The organism is Billgrantia antri (assembly GCF_019430905.1).
GTDB classification, from domain to species: domain Bacteria; phylum Pseudomonadota; class Gammaproteobacteria; order Pseudomonadales; family Halomonadaceae; genus Halomonas; species Halomonas antri.
Map to the genome: position 1 here is coordinate 261,595 of NZ_JAHYCA010000005.1, position 16,965 is coordinate 278,559.

Annotated in this window: 15 protein-coding genes; 2 read left to right on the plus strand and 13 right to left on the minus strand. The window is 65.7% G+C overall.

Annotation, left to right across the window (positions count from 1 at the left end; all coding sequences use genetic code 11):
- Window positions 1-54: 54 nt before the first annotated feature.
- Entirely contained in the window at window positions 55-672 is a 618-nt protein-coding gene (locus KPL81_RS14800) for a TetR family transcriptional regulator (protein WP_209477357.1), read from the plus strand.
- Window positions 673-675: 3 nt separating this feature from the next.
- Here KPL81_RS14800 and KPL81_RS14805 read toward each other — a convergent pair whose 3' ends face one another.
- The 7 genes from KPL81_RS14805 to KPL81_RS14835 all read right to left on the minus strand — a co-directional run bounded on the left by KPL81_RS14805 (window position 676) and on the right by KPL81_RS14835 (window position 9,167).
- On the minus strand, window positions 676-1,368 hold the full coding sequence (locus KPL81_RS14805; protein ID WP_219792830.1) for a hypothetical protein: 693 nt from the start codon (window positions 1,366-1,368) through the stop codon (window positions 676-678).
- 139 nt (window positions 1,369-1,507) lie between these two features.
- The gene (locus tag KPL81_RS14810) at window positions 1,508-4,678 is read right to left on the minus strand and encodes an efflux RND transporter permease subunit (protein ID WP_219792831.1); all 3,171 of its coding nucleotides are present in this window, start codon (window positions 4,676-4,678) and stop codon (window positions 1,508-1,510) included.
- Window positions 4,675-5,958, minus strand: coding sequence for an efflux RND transporter periplasmic adaptor subunit (locus KPL81_RS14815; protein WP_219792832.1), 1,284 nt, complete (start codon window positions 5,956-5,958; stop codon window positions 4,675-4,677). The genes KPL81_RS14810 and KPL81_RS14815 overlap by 4 nt, the downstream gene beginning before the upstream one ends.
- 85 nt (window positions 5,959-6,043) lie before the next feature.
- The gene (locus tag KPL81_RS14820) at window positions 6,044-6,451 is read right to left on the minus strand and encodes a hypothetical protein (RefSeq protein WP_219792833.1); all 408 of its coding nucleotides are present in this window, start codon (window positions 6,449-6,451) and stop codon (window positions 6,044-6,046) included.
- 127 nt (window positions 6,452-6,578) lie between these two features.
- Entirely contained in the window at window positions 6,579-7,571 is a 993-nt protein-coding gene (locus KPL81_RS14825; protein ID WP_219792834.1) for a lipid A deacylase LpxR family protein, read from the minus strand.
- Between the two features lie 115 nt (window positions 7,572-7,686).
- Window positions 7,687-8,529: a fructosamine kinase family protein gene (locus KPL81_RS14830; RefSeq protein ID WP_219792835.1), complete on the minus strand. Its 843-nt coding sequence runs from the start codon at window positions 8,527-8,529 to the stop codon at window positions 7,687-7,689.
- A 131-nt stretch (window positions 8,530-8,660) separates the two neighbouring features.
- Entirely contained in the window at window positions 8,661-9,167 is a 507-nt protein-coding gene (locus tag KPL81_RS14835) for a fasciclin domain-containing protein (protein ID WP_209477344.1), read from the minus strand.
- A gap of 239 nt (window positions 9,168-9,406) precedes the next feature.
- On the opposite strand from KPL81_RS14835, the gene KPL81_RS14840 reads away from it, so the two are divergent.
- On the plus strand, window positions 9,407-9,718 hold the full coding sequence (locus tag KPL81_RS14840) for a YqfO family protein (RefSeq protein WP_209477342.1): 312 nt from the start codon (window positions 9,407-9,409) through the stop codon (window positions 9,716-9,718).
- 52 nt (window positions 9,719-9,770) lie between these two features.
- Here the strand turns inward: KPL81_RS14840 and KPL81_RS14845 are convergent, their stop codons facing one another.
- From KPL81_RS14845 to KPL81_RS14870, 6 genes are all read right to left on the minus strand, one after another.
- Window positions 9,771-11,066 carry a TRAP transporter large permease gene (locus tag KPL81_RS14845; RefSeq protein WP_209477340.1) on the minus strand — a complete coding sequence of 432 codons (1,296 nt, stop codon included), beginning with the start codon at window positions 11,064-11,066 and terminating at the stop codon, window positions 9,771-9,773.
- Window positions 11,066-11,593 (minus strand): TRAP transporter small permease, encoded by a 528-nt coding sequence (locus KPL81_RS14850; protein ID WP_219792836.1) that lies wholly within the window; start codon window positions 11,591-11,593, stop codon window positions 11,066-11,068. The genes KPL81_RS14845 and KPL81_RS14850 overlap by 1 nt, the downstream gene beginning before the upstream one ends.
- 68 nt (window positions 11,594-11,661) lie before the next feature.
- The gene (gene dctP / locus KPL81_RS14855; protein ID WP_219792837.1) at window positions 11,662-12,672 is read right to left on the minus strand and encodes a TRAP transporter substrate-binding protein DctP; all 1,011 of its coding nucleotides are present in this window, start codon (window positions 12,670-12,672) and stop codon (window positions 11,662-11,664) included.
- A gap of 309 nt (window positions 12,673-12,981) precedes the next feature.
- Window positions 12,982-13,932 (minus strand): transaldolase, encoded by a 951-nt coding sequence (gene tal, locus KPL81_RS14860; protein ID WP_219792838.1) that lies wholly within the window; start codon window positions 13,930-13,932, stop codon window positions 12,982-12,984.
- A gap of 39 nt (window positions 13,933-13,971) precedes the next feature.
- The gene (xylB, locus tag KPL81_RS14865) at window positions 13,972-15,456 is read right to left on the minus strand and encodes a xylulokinase (protein WP_219792839.1); all 1,485 of its coding nucleotides are present in this window, start codon (window positions 15,454-15,456) and stop codon (window positions 13,972-13,974) included.
- Entirely contained in the window at window positions 15,456-16,949 is a 1,494-nt protein-coding gene (locus KPL81_RS14870; RefSeq protein ID WP_219792840.1) for a mannitol dehydrogenase family protein, read from the minus strand. Before KPL81_RS14870 ends, xylB begins: the two co-directional genes overlap by 1 nt.
- Window positions 16,950-16,965 lie beyond the last annotated feature (16 nt).

The following is a 16,965-nucleotide window of genomic DNA, read 5'->3' on the forward strand; positions in this document are numbered from 1 at the left end:
CATCCCTGAGTTAGAATGTCGAAAACATGACAGTGTCGAGGAGAACCGCCCCACATGGCCCGACGTACCAAAGCAGAAGCCGCCGCCACACGCGAAGCCCTGCTCGATGCCGCCGAGGCTGTCTTCCTCGAACGAGGTGTGGCCCGCACCTCACTGGAGCAGATTGCTCGCGAGGCCGGCATGACCCGTGGTGCCGTCTACTGGCACTTCAAGGACAAGGCCGACCTGTTCCAGGCCATGCTGCAACGGGTGCGCATGCCGTTCGAGGAGTTGGTCGAGGAGATCGGCGATCCGGAACTCGCCAACAAGCCGCTGGAAGCCATTCGTCGCGCCTGCCAGAGCGGCTTCGCACGCCTCGAGCAGCCGCGCTATCGACGCGTGCACGCCATCCTGATTCATCATTGCGAAACCTTCGCCGAGATCGACCCCTTGGCGATGCAGAACGAGATGGCCGAGGAGGCTTGTGGCGCCCTGCTCGGCTACTTCACCAGCGCCGCCCGGATGGGCCATCTTCGCCAGGACCTTTCCCCGGAAGTGGCCGCCAGGTTGCTGCAGGCCATTCTCGGCGGCCTGTTTCACGACTGGCTGCGCAACTACGAGCAATTCTCGCTGCGCGAGCGCGGCACGCTGCTCGTCGAAACCCAACTGGAACTGCTGCGCGCCAAGCACTGAGCGTTACAGCGGTGCCTCGGCGCCTCCATGACTCGCCCCGCCACGAACATGCGCGAGCCGCAGCCGGCTCAGGTGCACGCGCGCCTCGCAGTAGCGGCTCTCCGCCACGCTGCGGTAGGCGCCCTCCTTCGCCACGAACTTGACCAGGACCCGGCGCTCCCCCGGATGGGGCAAGTCACCGGGCTTGGCGTGAAGGCGCACCTCACACTCGGGGTCGTCGACCAGCGTGGCCGTGGCCCAGCCCTGCGCATCGGGTGCGGCGCGCACCTGTACGACTTCCCCCAGCAGGCAGCACGGCTGTGACTGTGCCAACCGGTGGAAGCGGCGCTGCAGTGCATGACACAAGCTTGCCGCCAGCGGCGAGGCGAGAACGAAGGCCGCCCATAGCACCACCACGCCCACGGGGATACGAAACAGCCCCAGCGGCAGCCAGCGCAGCACCAGCAGCTCTATCGCCAGGGTCACGGCGCCAGCCAGCGCCAGCAGCACACTCAGCGCAAAGGAGACCGGCACGCCGGCGAAGCCCAGGGCAACCATGGTGCTGGCCAGATGGTCCCCCTTCAGGCTGTCGCGGGCGAACAGCGCCAGCGGCGCCAGGCGCAGCAGCACCAGCAGCCAGTAGAGCAACACCAACGGCAGCAGGACAGTGAAGACGACGACGGGAAAACTCAGGGCAATCTGACGTACGGCTTCCATGGCGGCCTCCTTGCGGTTAGCGCTCGACTCACCTTCAGCCTAGCCCAAGCCGCTTTGGGCAGGGCTCGCTCCAGACCATGAAAAAGGGCGCCACCTTACCGGTGGCGCCCTGTGGCCGCGCAGTGCAATTGCCTGTCGCTCAGGTGTGCTCGTTCGCGGCCTCGTGCCGACCTCTCAGTTGGTAGCGAAGCCAGTCGGAGACACGCGCGATCACGGCGTAGAAACTCGGTACGAACAGGCTGCCGAGCACCGCCACCGAGGCCATGCCCACCGCCACGGTGGTACCGATATGGTGGCTACTGACGTCGCTCGCCCCGCTGGCAAGTGCCAGCGGCAGGGTGCCGAAGATGAACGCCAGCGAGGTCATCACGATCGGCCGGAAGCGCAGCTCCGCCGCGGTGATGGCCGCCTCGCGGATCGACTTGCCCTGCTCCTTGCGCTGCAGTTCGGCGAATTCGACGATCAGGATGGCATTCTTGGCCGCCAGCCCCACCACCACCAGCATGCCGATCTCCACGTAGACGCTGGTATCGAGCCCGCGCAGCACGATGCCGCCGATGCCGCCAAGGAAGGCAAAGGGCGTCGCAGTGAGCACCGCCAGCGGCAGCGACCAGCTCTCGTACTGCGCCGCCAGGATCAGGAACACCATCAGAATGCCGAAGACGATGGCCAGCGTCGCGGTATTGCCCAGTTGGCTCTCCTGGTAGGCGGTGCCGGTCCAGCCCATGCCCCAGCCGCCGCCGAGGGTCTCCTCGACGATCTCCTCCATGGCGGCGATCGCCTGACCGGAGCTGTAGCCCGGCGCGGGGCCGCCCTGGAACTGCGCCCCCAGGTAGACGCCGAAGCGCGACACCACCGCCGGCTTGGCCTGGCGCTCCAGGGTGACGAATTCCGAAAGCGGAATCCGCTCGCCATCGCCGCCACGTACGTAGACGCTGCTGACGTCATCAGGCGTCCTGCGGAACTCGTCCTCGTTCTGCAGGTAGACCTGGAAGTTGCGATTCTGATAGCTGAAGAAATTGACGAAGCCGTTGCCGAAGGTATTCGACAGGGTGGCGTTCAGGTCTTCCAGTGCCACGCCGTAGCTCAGCGCCTTCTGCTGGTCGATCTCGGCGCGATAGCCCGGCACGTTGACGTTGAAAGTAGTGAATACCCGCTGTAGGGCCGGGTGCTGATTGGCTGCCTGCATCACCTTTACCGAGGCCTGGAACAGCTCCTGCGGCGAGGCTCCCTCGAAGGACTGCAGGTAGCCTTCGAAGCCCCCCGTGGTGGAGAGCCCCATGATCGGCGGCACGTTGAACGCCATGGCCGAGCCGCCGGGAATCTGGGCGCCCAGCTGCATCACCCGTCCCACCAGTTCGGTCGCGGTCAGTTCACGTTCGTCCCACGGCTCCATGTTGATGAACATGATCCCCCGCGCGGTGTTGACCGAGCTCGAGAGGATGTCGTAGCCGGCCACGGCGGTGGAATACTGCACCCCGGGCACCTCCTGGATGCGTGAGCTGAGCTCGTCCATGTAACTCTGGGTACGCGCCAGGGAGGCGGAGTCGGGCAGCTGGACGCTGGCCAGCACGATGCCCTGGTCGGTCTCGGGGACCAGGGTCGCCGGTGCAACCTGGTAGAGCCACCAGGAAGCGCCGATGACCAGCCCGGTAAGCAGCAGCGCCAGCCCCCAGAAGCGCACCAGCAGCTTGACCAGCCACATGTAGGCGGCGGTAACGCCGGCAAACAGGCGATCGAACAGCCGCAGCGGCGTGTTGAGCGCCCGCATCAGCTTGGACTGCCCCACTCCCTTGGGCTTGTGCTTGATGAAGATGGCCGAGAGTGCCGGGGTGAAGGTCAACGCCATCAGCGCCGAGAAGGCGACCGAGACGGCGACCGTGATGGCGAACTGCTGGTAGATCTGACCGGTGAAGCCCCCCAGGAAGGCCACCGGCACGAACACCGCCGCCATGATCAGCGACGTGGCGATGACCGGGCCGCCCACCTCCCGCATGGCACGGATGGTGGCCTGGGTCACGGTGATCTCGTCGTCCTCGCTGAGCACGCGCTCGACGTTCTCCACCACCAGGATGGCATCGTCGACCACGATGCCGATGGAGAGCACCAGGGCGAACAGCGTCAACAGGTTGATCGAGAAGCCGAACAGGTAGAAGCCGGCGAAGGTGGCCAGCACCGAGACCGGCACCACCGACATGGCGATCACCGTGAAGCGCCAGTTCTGCAGGAAGATGAACAGGATCACACCGACGATCAGGAAGGCCTCGATGAAGACGTGGGTCACGGTATCCACCGAGGCGCCGATGAACAGCGTGGTGTCGTAGGGCACCACGTATTCAAGCCCGGGAGGGAAACGCGTCTCCAGGTCGGCCATGGTGGCCTGCACCGCCCGCGCCGTCTCCAGCGCATTGGCGCCCGGCTGCTGGTTGATGATGATCGGCGTCATGGTGGCGCCGTTCAGCCGCGCCTGCACGCCGTAGTAGGAGGCCCCCAGTTCGATGCGCGCCACGTCGTCCAGGCGCAACGCCGAGCCGTCGGGGTTGGTGCGCAGGAAGATGTCGCGGAAGTCTTCGACGTCGTTGAGTCGCCCGCCGGCGGTAATGGTGTAGGTGAAGGCACGCGGGTCGCGCTGCGGCGTGGCCGCCAGATTGCCTGCCGGCACCTCGGTATTCTGGGCGCGAATGGCCCGTGCCACTTCGGTGGGGGTCAAGTCGTACTGGGCCAGCTTGTCGGGGTCCATCCACACGCGCATGGCGAACTCGCCGCCGCCCAGCACCGAGGCCTCGCCCACGCCTGGTACTTGGCGCAGCTCGTCGAGGATGTTCAGCGTGGCATAGTTCTGCATGAACACGTTGTTGTAGTCGCCCTGCGGCGAAATCAGCGCCACCAGCATCAGGATCGAGCTGCTGCGCAGCTCCACCGTGACGCCCTGGGCCTGCACCGCCTCGGGCAGACGCGACAGCGCACCCTGCACCCGGTTGTTGACGTTGATGGTGTTGATATCGCCGTCGGTGCCGATGTCGAACGCCACGTTCAGACTCATGGAGCCGTTGTCGGCGCTGGTCGAGGTCATGTAGAGCATGTCCTCGACGCCGTTGATCGCCTCGGCCAGCGGGGCCGCCACCGTCTGGGCGACCGTCTCGGCATCGGCCCCGGGAAACTGCGCCTGCACCGACACCGTGGGCGGCACCACGCTGGGATACTGCTCGATGGGCAGTACCCGCATGCTGACCACCCCCATCACGGTGAGGATGATCGCCAGCACCGTGGCGAAGATCGGCCGCTTGATGAAGAAGTTGGAGAAATTCATGCGTCGTCCTCGCCGCCTTCAGCGGCTTCCCCCTCCGGCATGGCCTCGGCGGCGCCCCCTTCCGGCATGGCCTCGGCGGCCTCCCGCTCTGCCTCGTCCTCGGCCTGCTCGACTTCCTCGACCAGTGCCTGGGCGTTGCCTTCGAAGGGCCGTGGGTCGATGGGCGTGCCGGGTTCGATGCCGGCCGGATCACCCACCACTACCCGCTCACCGGGCTCTAGGCCGCCACGGATGATCTGCCACGGCCCGGCCACTTCGCCCAGCTCCACGGTTCGGGCACGCGCCGTGTCGTCTTCGTCGAGCACGAATACCTGCGGCCCCATCAGGCCCTGAGACACGGCAATCTCGGGTACCGCCAGCACATCGAAACGCTTGAGCCCCTCGAGGCTGACGCGTGCGAACTGGCCGGGCAGCACCTGGGAGTCGGGGTTGGGAAACGTGGCACTGGCCTGCACCGTGCTGGTGCGCTCGTCCACTCGCGAGCCAAGGAAATCGAGCTGGCCCTCCAGGCTCCGGGCGGCCGCACCACTGCCGCCGGGAACGCTCAGCGTGGCGCGAATCGATTCGCCCGACCGGCTCCTCAGCTGCTGACGCAGTTCGAGGGCGTCACGCTGTGGCAACTGGAAGCGCACCTCCAACGGATCCAGCGGCGTGATGGTGGCCAGTACCGAGCCTGGGCTGACCAGGTTGCCGACGTTGATCTGGGCCAGGCCGATCGCGCCCGATACCGGCGCGGTGACCTCGGCGTACTCGAGGTCGATCCGGGAACTCGCCAGCGCCGCCTCGGCCTGGGCCACGGCGGCGCGTGCCACACCCAGCTCCGCGCGCGCCTGGTCGACCTGCTGCTGGCTCACCGAGTTCTGGTTCAGCAGGCGTTCGAAGCGCTGGGCATCGCGCTGGGCGCGGGACAGTTCGGCCTGGGCGCTCTGCAGATTGGCCTCGTTCTGATTGACCGCCGCCTGATAGACATCCGGCTCGATGGAGAAGAGACGCTGACCTCGTTCGACCTGTTCGCCGGGCTCGAAATGGCGCTCCTCCAGGGTTCCCGTGATACGGGCCACGAGGGTGACCTCGTCGTCGCTACGCAGCAGCGACGGGTAGGATTTCTCCAGCGCGATGTCCTGGCGCTCGATCGCCACGACCTCGATGGGGTGCGGTTGACGCTCCGGGGCAGCCTGCTGCTGCGCTTGCGTGTTCTCCTCCTGGCCACAGGCGGCCAGCAACAGACCGGCGGCCAACGCCACCAGGGCGGCCCGGCCGAGACGAGATGTGCTTTTCATGATGTGCGTCGTTTCCGTTGATGCATCAAAGATCGACGAATTTTACATTCATGCATGTATGGATGTAAATCGAATGAAGGAAAGCTCAGTCGCCACGCGGCCGGCTGCGCAGGATACGTCCCTCGGGATGGACCTCGATCCGATCGCCGCTGCCAGAGCCCACTACGTCATCGCGCCACATATTGCCGCGCTCCCGCGGAACCGGCGGTGACGGCCGTGGCGGCGCCGCCGGCGATGACGCATGGCCCCAGTCGTAGTACGGTTCGAACAGCACCCCGGGCAGTTCGATGAGAAACGAGGGATCACGCTGCCTGCGCTGGCGCCAGTGCTCACGATGCCAGGCAAAGGGTTGAAGGACCGGCTGCCAGGCGGGAGACGCCGGCATGTGGCGAGACTCCCCCGGCGCAGCCCAGGCCGGCACATTCACGGCAAGCCACCCCATCAACACGAGTGCGCCACAGCCGACTCGCCGAAGCGCAAACAGGTCGTTCATCGTCTTGCCCTCCCCGCTGATCGTCATGATCGAATACTTTTGACGGCCAGGCTTTCCAGTATAGGCAGGCCAGCGCCAGAGACTGGCCGAGACAGTCGCGAGCGGCCCGCCCGTGCAAGAACTCGGCTCACAGCCGGTAGCTCAGCGACAGCGCGCCGTGCACGGTGCTGTTCTGCTGCTCGTCGAACTCCTTGCTGCGCCACACGTGCGCAAGGCTCACTTCCCACTTTTCCCAGGTCAACGCCAGCCCCAGCACGGCATCGCCGACCCACTCGCGACGCTCGACCGAGTGGCTGTCGCGCACGGTATTGCCGTCCAGTAGCAGGTTATGCGCCACGTAGCGCCCCTGTAGCGCGGCGAACAGGTGCCAGCCACTGCCGGGCGACCTCGAAACCTGCCGGTAGCCACCCTGCTCCACACCCAAGGAGGGCCAACCCATGGCATTGTCCAGTCCTTCTCCGAGGCGCAGGCCGTACCCCGCCCCGGCCTGAACGAGAAGGTTGCCGAGGGAGGCCGAAACCCCGGGACCATGCTGTATCTCCAACTGCCCCAGCGCCTGACGATGCCACCAGTGACGACGATAGGAGGCGTTGAGGATGGGCTCGTTGCCCAACTGATGGGCCCAGCCGCGAGGCCGTTGGCTTTCGACAAAACGATGCACTTCGCGCTGGACGCTGTCGGCTGCCGCGATCGGCCCCACCACGCCGAGGTCGAGCTGCAACGCCTCTTCGCGCTGCCAGGCGCCAGGTAGCGGCTCGCGGCCATATAGGGTCAGGCCGCCCAGCACCAGGCCGGCGTAGGGGCGGTCGTCTTCGATGAGATCACGCCGCGCTACCTCTACCGGCGTATACATGCGATAGCTCAGGTGATAGCTCAACGCATCGACCTGATCCAGCCAGCCGTCCGGAAGCCCCCCGGCGATATGCCGAGACCAGTGCTCGGGGGAAGTCGGTCGCGTCCACATGAGCTGCGCACCGGCCGTATAGTTGTCGTCGTCCCTGCTGACCATGCCGTCGTTGTCTATCTGCAACGTGATGGTACCCGGCGCTGACAGGGCCGGCGGCGTTGCCAGCCAGAGAATGGCGCACACGCCGACGAGACCGCCCATATTTCGGATCATGCCTAAACTCCTCTTCCTTGAGCGAGCTAATGAATAAACATACCCGAGTGTATGTGCTGGGCGGCAAAAGCGCCAAATTTGTGAACGAACATTTGAATGACCCGGCGTGGCCGGATCATCCTCCTTCGACACGAGCAAGCGCCCGCTCGACGCCACTCCGATAACCGCCCCCGAACAACAGGAGGTGATTGAGCAGCGGGTAGAGCTGGAACAGCGCTTCGCGCCGTGGCCAGTCGTGCGGGGTATTGCCATCCCAGTAGGCTTCGAAGAACGCTTCGCCGGGAGAGCCAAACAGCGTCAGCATGGCCAGGTCCACGTCCGGGTAGTGCCGATACACCGCCGGATCGATGACTGCCGGTCCCTGCGGGGTGTACAGCACGTTGCCCGACCACAGGTCTCCGTGCAGCAGGCTCGCCGGTGCCTCGGGCAGCCAGTCCTCCAGGGTTTCCGCCAGCACCTCGATGCGGCTGCGCAGCCGTGCATCCATCAGCCCGCGCTCGTGGCAGGCCTTGGCCAATGGCAACAGGCGGCGCTCGCGCTGAAAGGCACGCCCATCGGCGAGTGGCGCGTTGGACTGGGGCGTGCGACCGCAGGCGTTGTCCCGCGACCAGCCATGTTCGACGGCGGTTTGCGAATGCAGCTGGCGCAGGCCTTCCCCCAGCACCTCTGCGGAACACGACGAGCGGGAGCCAGCCTCGTCGAAGGCCTGCATCACCAGCCAACCGTCGCCCAGCGCCAGCACCTCGGGTACCAGTAGCGAAGTTTCGGCCTCGCGCAGGGCCTGCAGACCATCCGCTTCGCCTGCCAGGCGCTCCGCATCGTCGCGTTTGACGGCCACCGTTCCCTGGGATGTTTCCAGGCGGTAGACGGCAGCGATATCGCCGCCTCCCAGCGGGTGCAGCCCGCCCACGGGGGAGAGTTCCTGAGCTTCCAGCAGTGCGGAGAGTGCTCGGTCCATGGTTTCCTCCTTGGCCGCTCGGACCCGATGACAACCGTCATGGAAACCATGCCATGGCCTGGGGCGTTGCCCAAGCCCACATCAAAAAGCCACCCCGTGGGGTGGCTAGAGGGACACAGCGATGCTGCCTATCACTCGGGTAGCAATACGCTATCGATCACGTGAATCACCCCGTTGCTGGCCTCGATGTCGGCCTGAACCACATTGGCATCATTGATCATCACGCTACCGTCCATGGTAGTGATGCTGATGTCCTGGCCCTGGACGGTCGTGGCGCTATCCAGTCCCATCGCATCCTCGGCCATGACCTTGCCCGCCACCACGTGGTAGGTCAGCACGGCCTGGAGCTGCTCACGGTTCTCGGGCTCGAGCAGGCTCTCCACGGTACCCTCGGGGAGGTTGGCAAAGGCCTCATCGGTGGGGGCAAACACCGTGAAAGGCCCTTCGCCCTTGAGGGTCTCCACCAGGCCCGCCGCCTCCAGCGCAGCCGCCAGGGTCTCGAACTGACCAGCCGCCACGGCGGTGTCGACGATGTCCTTCTGATCACCATGGTGATCGGCCTGTACGGCGCCTGCCAACACGGCACCCAACATGCCTGCTCCCACCCAACTGACGGCTACTCGTTGAAACGTCTTCATTGGTGCATTCCTCGCAGGTGAACGATAGAGGCTCGAGCCCGGTCCGACCCAAACCTTATACAGACATTAATACTTGTATAGATATTGAACAAGTATTTTTTGGGCCAAGTTTCTGCCTGGCCGCTGCCTCGAGACGGGCTGACGCGACTTTCCCGCTATGGCAAAAAGGGAATGCAAGATCGTGAACACCCCCTGCCTGGCGATGCCGGCCAGGCGAGAATCGTGACAGGGAGAAAATGATGTACAAGCTTGCCTTCTACGTTCCGCTCGAAGATGCCGAAGCGGTCAAGGAAGCCGTCTTCGCCAGCGGTGCCGGGCGCATCGGCGACTATGAGGCGTGCTGCTTCGAGACCCGCGGCACCGGCCAGTTTCGCCCGTTGGACGGCGCCAACCCGCATATCGGCGAGGTCGGCGACCTGGAAAAGGTGGAGGAGGTGAAGGTGGAACTGGTGTGCGAGGACGCCCTGATCCACGACGCCCTGGCGGCCCTCAGGCGCGCCCATCCCTACGAGGAGCCGGCCTACGACGTCTGGCGCCTGGCCGACCTATGAATGATGACGCCACGGACCCTGGGCCCGTGGCGTCATTCGCCAGGCGACCGACCTAGAGGAAGCCCAGCAGACGCGGCAGGAACAGCGACAGCTCGGGCACGAAGGTGGTGATCAGCATCACCGGGATACCCACGAAGGCGATCAGCTGCAGCGCCGGCGCGAAGGTCTTGTGGATCGATACCCGACCGATGCGACAGGCCATGTAGAGGATCGGCGCCACCGGCGGGCTGTTGGCACCGATCACCACCGAGCAGGCGACGATGGCGCCGAAGTGCACCGGATGAATGCCGGTATCCACCATCAGCGGCAAAAACAGCGGAGCCACGACCACCGTCACCGAGACGTCGTCGAGGATGGCGCCGGCCACAATCAGGAAGACATTCACCGCGATCAGGATCAGCAAGGGGTTCTGGATCAGGGTGGTGATCAGTTCGGTGAGGTCCTGTGGCACGCGCTCGAAGGCCAGGATGCGGCCGATCATGAAGGAGAACAGCAGGATCAGGATGATCGAGCCGGTGGTCTCCGAGGCGGCAATCACGCTGCGCGAGAAGTGCTTGAGCGACTGGTCGCGGTAGACCAGAAAGCCGATGACGATGGCCGCGAAGGCCGCCACGGCCGCCGCCTCGGTGGGCGTGAAGACGCCGCCGTAGATGCCACCCAGGATAATGAACGGCAGGCTCAGCGCCGGCAACGCCCGCCAGGTGGCCCGCCCCTTGGAGGGTGCCTGGCCGTTGGCCAGTCCCTCGCTGGCAACCTCCTGGAAGAGCCGTCCCGCAGCAAAGCGGTTGGCTAGTATGAGCCCGGCGATCAGCAGCAATGCCGGCCCCACCGTGGCCGCGAACAGCGCCGCCACCGACTGTCGCGTCACCACCGCGAAGAGGATCATGGTGATGGAAGGCGGAATCAGGATGCCCAGCAGCGAGGAGATGCCGAGCAGCGCCGAGGAGTAGCCGCGAGGATAGCCGCGCTGCTCCAGCGGGCCGATCATGATGGTGCCGATGGAGGCCACCGCCGCAGTGGCGGTACCGGCGATGGCCCCGAACACTCCGGAGGCCAGCACCATGGAGGCACCCATTCCCCCACGGCGCTTGCCGACCAAGGTCTCGATGAAGGTCACCAGGCGGCTGGCGATGCCGCCGCTCTGCATCAGGTAACCCGTCAGCACGAACAGCGGCAGGGCGATCAGGATCACCGAATCCACCGAGCGGAAGCCCTGCATCATCAGGGTGTCGAGGTTGGCGTCGTAGGCCATGGCCAGGTAGGCCAGCACCCCGGCAAAGGACCAGGCGACGGGCACGCCCAGTCCCATCAGGAGCAGCAGCAGCAGGATCGCGAACAAGCCTTCCATCACGACTCCTCCCCGGACATCGCATAGCCCGGGCGGGCATCGCGCAGTGCCGCGATCCCCTGCCAGACATCGCGCAGTGCGTAGCAGAAGCAGCCGACGCTGGCGAGCATGATGGCCGCCTGGGAGACCCACAGCGGGATCGACAGCTCGGGGGTGTGCTGGGGCCGCTCGATGCCCCAGGCCAGCATGCGCTGGGCCCAGTAGACAAAGCAGGCGCTGATGATGGCCACGATCACCGCTACCAGGGTCTTATGCAGTGCCTTGAGGCGCACGTCGCGCAGCTGCAGTTCGAGAAAGTCCACCACCAGGTGTTCGCCACGCCGGCTGGCGATCAGCGCACCGGTCATGTAGAGCCACATGCCGGCGAGCATGACCAGCTCCAGGGTGCCGACCAGCGACCAGCCGAAGACGTAGCGTGCCAGGATCAGGAAGAGCATCAGCCCGACGACGAGCAGGCTCGTCACGAAGGCGACGGCGTTGAGCAGCCAGCCGACCTTCTCGTCCAGGGCCTTGAAGAAGGGTTGCATGAGAGGGCCCTCACAACGGTGACGCCGACCCGGGAGACGGGCCGGCGTCAGGGTTCAGCAGGAGAACGTCACAGCGGGGTGGCGTTGGCGCGGATGGTGTCCATGATTTCGGTACCCAGCTCCTCCTCCATGAGCGGCCAGACCTGCTCGCGGGCACGGCGGGCGAAGTCCTCGAGGGTCTCCTCGGGCAGGGCGAAGTACTCCATGCCGTCTTCCTGAGCCTTGGCGATGTAGTGCTCGTCGCGCTCGCGGGCGTCGACGAACTGCTGCTCCATGACCTCGCGGGCCGCCTCGCTGACCACCTGTTGGTGCGCCTCGCTCAGGCGCTCGTAGGAGTCCATGTTCATGGTCAGGATGCCGGTCATGAAGAAGTGCTTGGTGTGGACGTAGTAGTCCAGGGTGTCGTTGAAGTACTCGTAGGGCCAGTAGATGACGTTGCCCGCCTCGCCGTCCACCACGCCGGTCTGCAGGGCGGTGTAGACCTCGCCCCAGTCGATGGCGGCGGTCTGGTAGCCCAGCGCCTGCATGGTCTGCGGAGCCGGGAAGACGGTCATGGTGCGCACCGTCAGGCCATCGGCCTCCTCGACGCTGAGCGCGTACTCGCCCCGGGAGGCCACGCCGTTGAAACCCTCGGGCCAAGGACCGAAGAACTTCAGGCCGATGTCGGCGAAGATGCCGCCGAGCAGCTCGTTGACCCAGCCACCCGGGCCGTAGGCCTCGATGGCCTCGTCCCAGGAAAGCGTCATGTAGGGGGTATAGATGACCCCGATGCGCTTGTCGTAGGAGGTCATCGGCCAACTGAGCATCATGTCGATGCCGCCGGCCACCAGCAGGTCGAAGACCTCCTGCTGGCCGCCCAGCTCGTTCTGGTAATAGACCTCGACCTCGAGCTCTCCGCCCGACTTCTCCTCGATCAGTCGGCTCCACTCGTCGAGGGTATCGCCGGCCGGCGAGCCCTGGGTACCGGAGTCGGTGGCCAGGCGCAGAGTGGCGGCTTCGGCGGCCAGGGCGCTGCCTACCAGGCAGGCCCCGAGAGTCAGAGCGCTAAGGCGTGGCAGGAACTTGCGGGTCGCAAACATCTTGGCTCTCTCGGTTGTTGTGGTTGGCAGGCCAATATGTACCGAGCCGAAAAAAAGCGGTCAATGCGACGCAGCAAGCTAAAAAAAAGCAATAATAACCTGAAATAAGGCCAATTCCCGGAGTTAAAAACCAAAAAACACCGAATACAAGTGACTACTCTCCATGAGATTCTTGCAATGCCCCTAAGTCTTCTTCGAGAGAGTGGTTCGGGCCGTCGCCGGAACCAAGAATAGTGTCGCAAACGGATAGGGTTGCAGCCCGGAAGCCGAAACCCTGATCTAGATCATGGACAAGGGAAAGCGTTGTGATCAGCCCAGCCGCTCCGCAATGCGCCGCTCGAGCTGCTCCTGGTCCTCGGCGAAGCGGCGGATGCCTTCGGCCAGCTTGTCATTGGCCATGGCGTCCTGGTTGTGCTGCCAGCGGAACCCAGGCTCGGTGAGCGGCACAGGGCGCTCGCCGGGGGCCGGAAACACCACCCGCTTCTCGACGTCGCCCTCCTCGTTCGCCAATTCCTCGAGTAGGGTCGGTGAGATAGTCAGCCTATGGCAGCCGGCCAGCGCCAGTACCTGGCCGCTGGTGCGAAAGCTCGCTCCCATCACCACGGTGTCATAGCCGCCACGACCGGCACGCTCGCACACGCTGCGCACGAAAAGCACGCCCGGATCTTCTTCGGCAGCGTACTCCCTGCCGGTCTCCTTCTTGTACCAGTCGGTGACCCGGCCCACGAACGGCGAAATCAAGAAGACACCAGCATCGAAGCAGGCCTGGGCCTGGGCATCGCTGAACAGCAGCGTGAGGTTGCAGTTGATACCCTCCCGCTCGAGTCGCTCGGCGGCGCGTATGCCCTCCCAGGTCGAGGCCAGCTTGATCAGCACACGCTCGCGACCGATGCCGCGCCGCTCGTACAGTTCGATGAGCTCATGGGCCTTGCGCACGCTCGCCTCGCTGTCGAAGGAGAGCTTGGCAGCAACCTCGGTAGAGACCCGGCCGGGGACGAATTTGGTAATCTCCGCACCCTTGGCCACGGCCAGGCGGCCCACGGCGCGCTCGACCCGTGACGACAAGTCGCCGGCTTCGGCCTTGACCGCGGCAAGCTCCTCGTCGATCAGCGCCTGATAGCCCGGCAGGTCGAAAGCCTTGAGCAGCAGCGAGGGGTTGGTGGTGGCATCCTGGGGCCGGTAGCGCCGAATGGCCTCGAGGTCACCGGTGTCGGCGACCACCAGTGAATGGCGCTTGAGGGCGTCGAGTCGTGTCGTCATGGAGAATGCTCCGTAGGCTGTGGTTGCGCATGAAGGGGCTCAGGCCGGAAGGCCGTGCTGGGCCGACAGCGCCTCGCAATAACGGGCGTAGACCGTCTCGTAGGCCCGCACGCTGGTCGCCTTGGGTTCGGCCAGCGAAGCTTCGTCGAGGTGCACCAGGCGTTCGCACAGCGCTGCCAGCGAGAAGTCACGCCGCTCGCACCAGGCCGCCTGCAGCGCCGCACCCAGCGCGGCGGCGTCGGTTACCTGGGGGCAGATCACCTGGGTCGCGGTCACGTCGGCAACCATCTGGCGCCATAAAGGGCTATTGGCGCCGCCGCCGATCAGGCGGATCTGGCTCGCCCCGGCGGCCAGCGGTCCGAGCAGTTCGAGGCCATAGCGCAGGCCGAAGGTGGCGCTCTCCACCACCGCCCGGCACAGGTTGGCCTGGGTCAGGTTGCGGCTGTCGAGCCCCAGGAAGCTGGCCGTGGCGTGCGGCAGTGCCGGCACCCGCTCGCCGTTGAAGAACGGCAGCACCGTCACGCCCTCGGCACCGATCGGCGCAGCGGCCAGGCGCTCGCCGAAGGCGGCCAGGTCGAGAGCGAACAGCTCGCGTACCAGGGTGCTGGCCGAGGTCACGTTCATGGTGCAGATCAGCGGCAGCCAGCCTCCATGGCTGGCGCAGAAGTTAGCGACCATGTCGCTCTCGGCGCGCACCGGGTCGGGCGAATAGGCACACACGGTGCCCGAGGTACCCAAGCTCAGGGTGACGATGCCGGGCGCAATGTTGCCGGTACCGATGGCGCCGAGCATGTTGTCGCCTCCCCCGCTCGCGACCAGCACGCCCTCGCCCAGCCCCAGCTCGAGGGCCACCGCCGGGCGCAGTGTGCCGGCGGGTTCGCGGGAGTCGATCAGACGCGGCAGCACGCGCGCGGGGTCGAGCTCCGGAGCGATCTCGGTGAAAACGTCACGGCACCACTGCCGCGAGCGGGTATCGAAGTAGCCGGTGCCGGAGGCATCGCCCGCCTCCGCCACCCTCTCGCCGGTGAGCCAGTAGTTGAGGTAGTCGTGGGGCAGCAGCACGGTATCGATTCGGCGGTAGGCCTCGGGGTTGGTATCGCGCAACCAGGCGAGCTTGGACGCGGTGTAGCCGGTCTGCAGCACCAGGCCGAGCTTCTCGAGACAACCCGACGCGCCGCCCAGGCGATCGACCAGGGCCGCGTTGTGTGCCGCCGTCTCGGTGTCGCACCACAGCTTGGCGGGATACACCGGGCGCCCAGCGGCATCCAGCGCCACCATGCCGTGCTGCTGGCCGGACACACCGATGGCCCGCACCGTGCGGGGTGCGATACCGGCCCGGCTCACGGCCTCTTCGAAGGCGCCACGGAAGGCCTCGATCCACTCCTCCGGCTGCTGCTCGCGACGCCCGTTCGCTCCCTCCACCAGACGGTGCGGACGACTCGCCTCGGCGAGGATCGCCTCGCCGTCGATGTCGACCACCACCACTTTGGTGCTCTGGGTCCCGCAGTCCACCCCGATGTACATCACTTCGCTCCTTGCCCTTGCTCCCTGGTCAGAGCTTCAAGGGTAGCGCGCGCACCGTATTCGTGCAGGCTACGCAAGGTGCTCAGGTAGGCGTCGCGGAAGCGCTCGTGCTCGACCAGGTCGCCGAACAGCTCACGGTTGTCGATGAAGGCGGTAGGCCGGCTGCGATTCACGGCGGCCAGCGCCATCAGCTCGTCCTTGAGACGGTCGACCACGACTATGGGCTCACGCTGCTCGTCGATGCCCTCGGCGTAGCGCGCCCAGCTCGCCACCACCGCGGCGCTGCGGCGAATCTCGCCGCCCGCTTCGAGCTGCTCGCGTATCACCGGCACCAGCCACTTGGGAATGCGGTCGGAACTCTCGGCGCACAGTCGCGCCAGGGTGTCCTTGATCTCGGGGTTGGCGAAGCGCTCGATCAGGGTCTGGCGGTACTGCTCGAGATCCACGCCGGGCACCGGCGCCAGGGTCGGACTGCCCTCGTGACGCATGTAGCCGAGCAGGAAGTCGACGAACAGCGGATCGCGACACACTTCGTGGGCGTAGCGATAGCCCGCCAGGTAACCGAAGTAGCACAGCGCCTGATGACTGGCGTTGAGCAGACGCAGCTTCATTAGCTCATAGGGCACCACGTCTTCGACCAATTGCACGCCGACCTGCTCGAATGCCGGTCGGCCGCAGGTGAAATGATCCTCCAGCACCCACTGGGTAAAGGGCTCGCACACCACCGGCCAGGCATCCTCGATGCCGAACTCGCTGGCCAGCTCCTCGATATCCGCCGGCTGGGTGACCGGCGTGATGCGATCGACCATGGCATTGGGGAAGGCCACCTTGGCCTCCAGCCACTCGCCCAGCGCCGGATCTCGGGCCCGGGCAAAGGCGGCGAACATGCGCCTGGCCACGTCGCCGTTACCCTGAATGTTGTCGCAGGACATGATCGTGAACGGTGCCAGGCCGCGCTCGCGCCGTCGCACCAAGGCCTCGATCACCAGGCCGAATGCGCTACGCGGTGCCGCGGGATTGGCCAGGTCGTGCTGGACGTCGCGGTTGTCGAGGTCAAACTCGCCGCTGACGGGATGGAAGTTGTAGCCCCCTTCGGTCACGGTCAGCGAGACGATGCGGATGGCGGGATCGGCCATGCGCTCGATGACCGCCTCGGGATCGTCAGGGGCGAACAGGTAGTCGAGCATGGCACCAATCACCCGCGGCTCGCGATCCCCGCCGGGATGCTTCACCACCAAGGTATAGAGATGATCCTGCGCTGCGAGCACCTCGCGCATGCGCCGGTCGCCGGGCATCACGCCGACACCGACGATGCCCCAGTCGAGCGCCTGACCGCGGCGCATGAGCTCGTCGAGGTACATGGCCTGGTGAGCACGATGAAAACCGCCGACGCCGATATGCACGATTCCCGGCTTCAACGCCCGGCGGTCGTAGCGCGGCACGGCCACACGCGGATCGAGGTTAGAGAGCGAGGCGTTGCTGAGAGCAGGCATGAGGGCACTCCTTGCC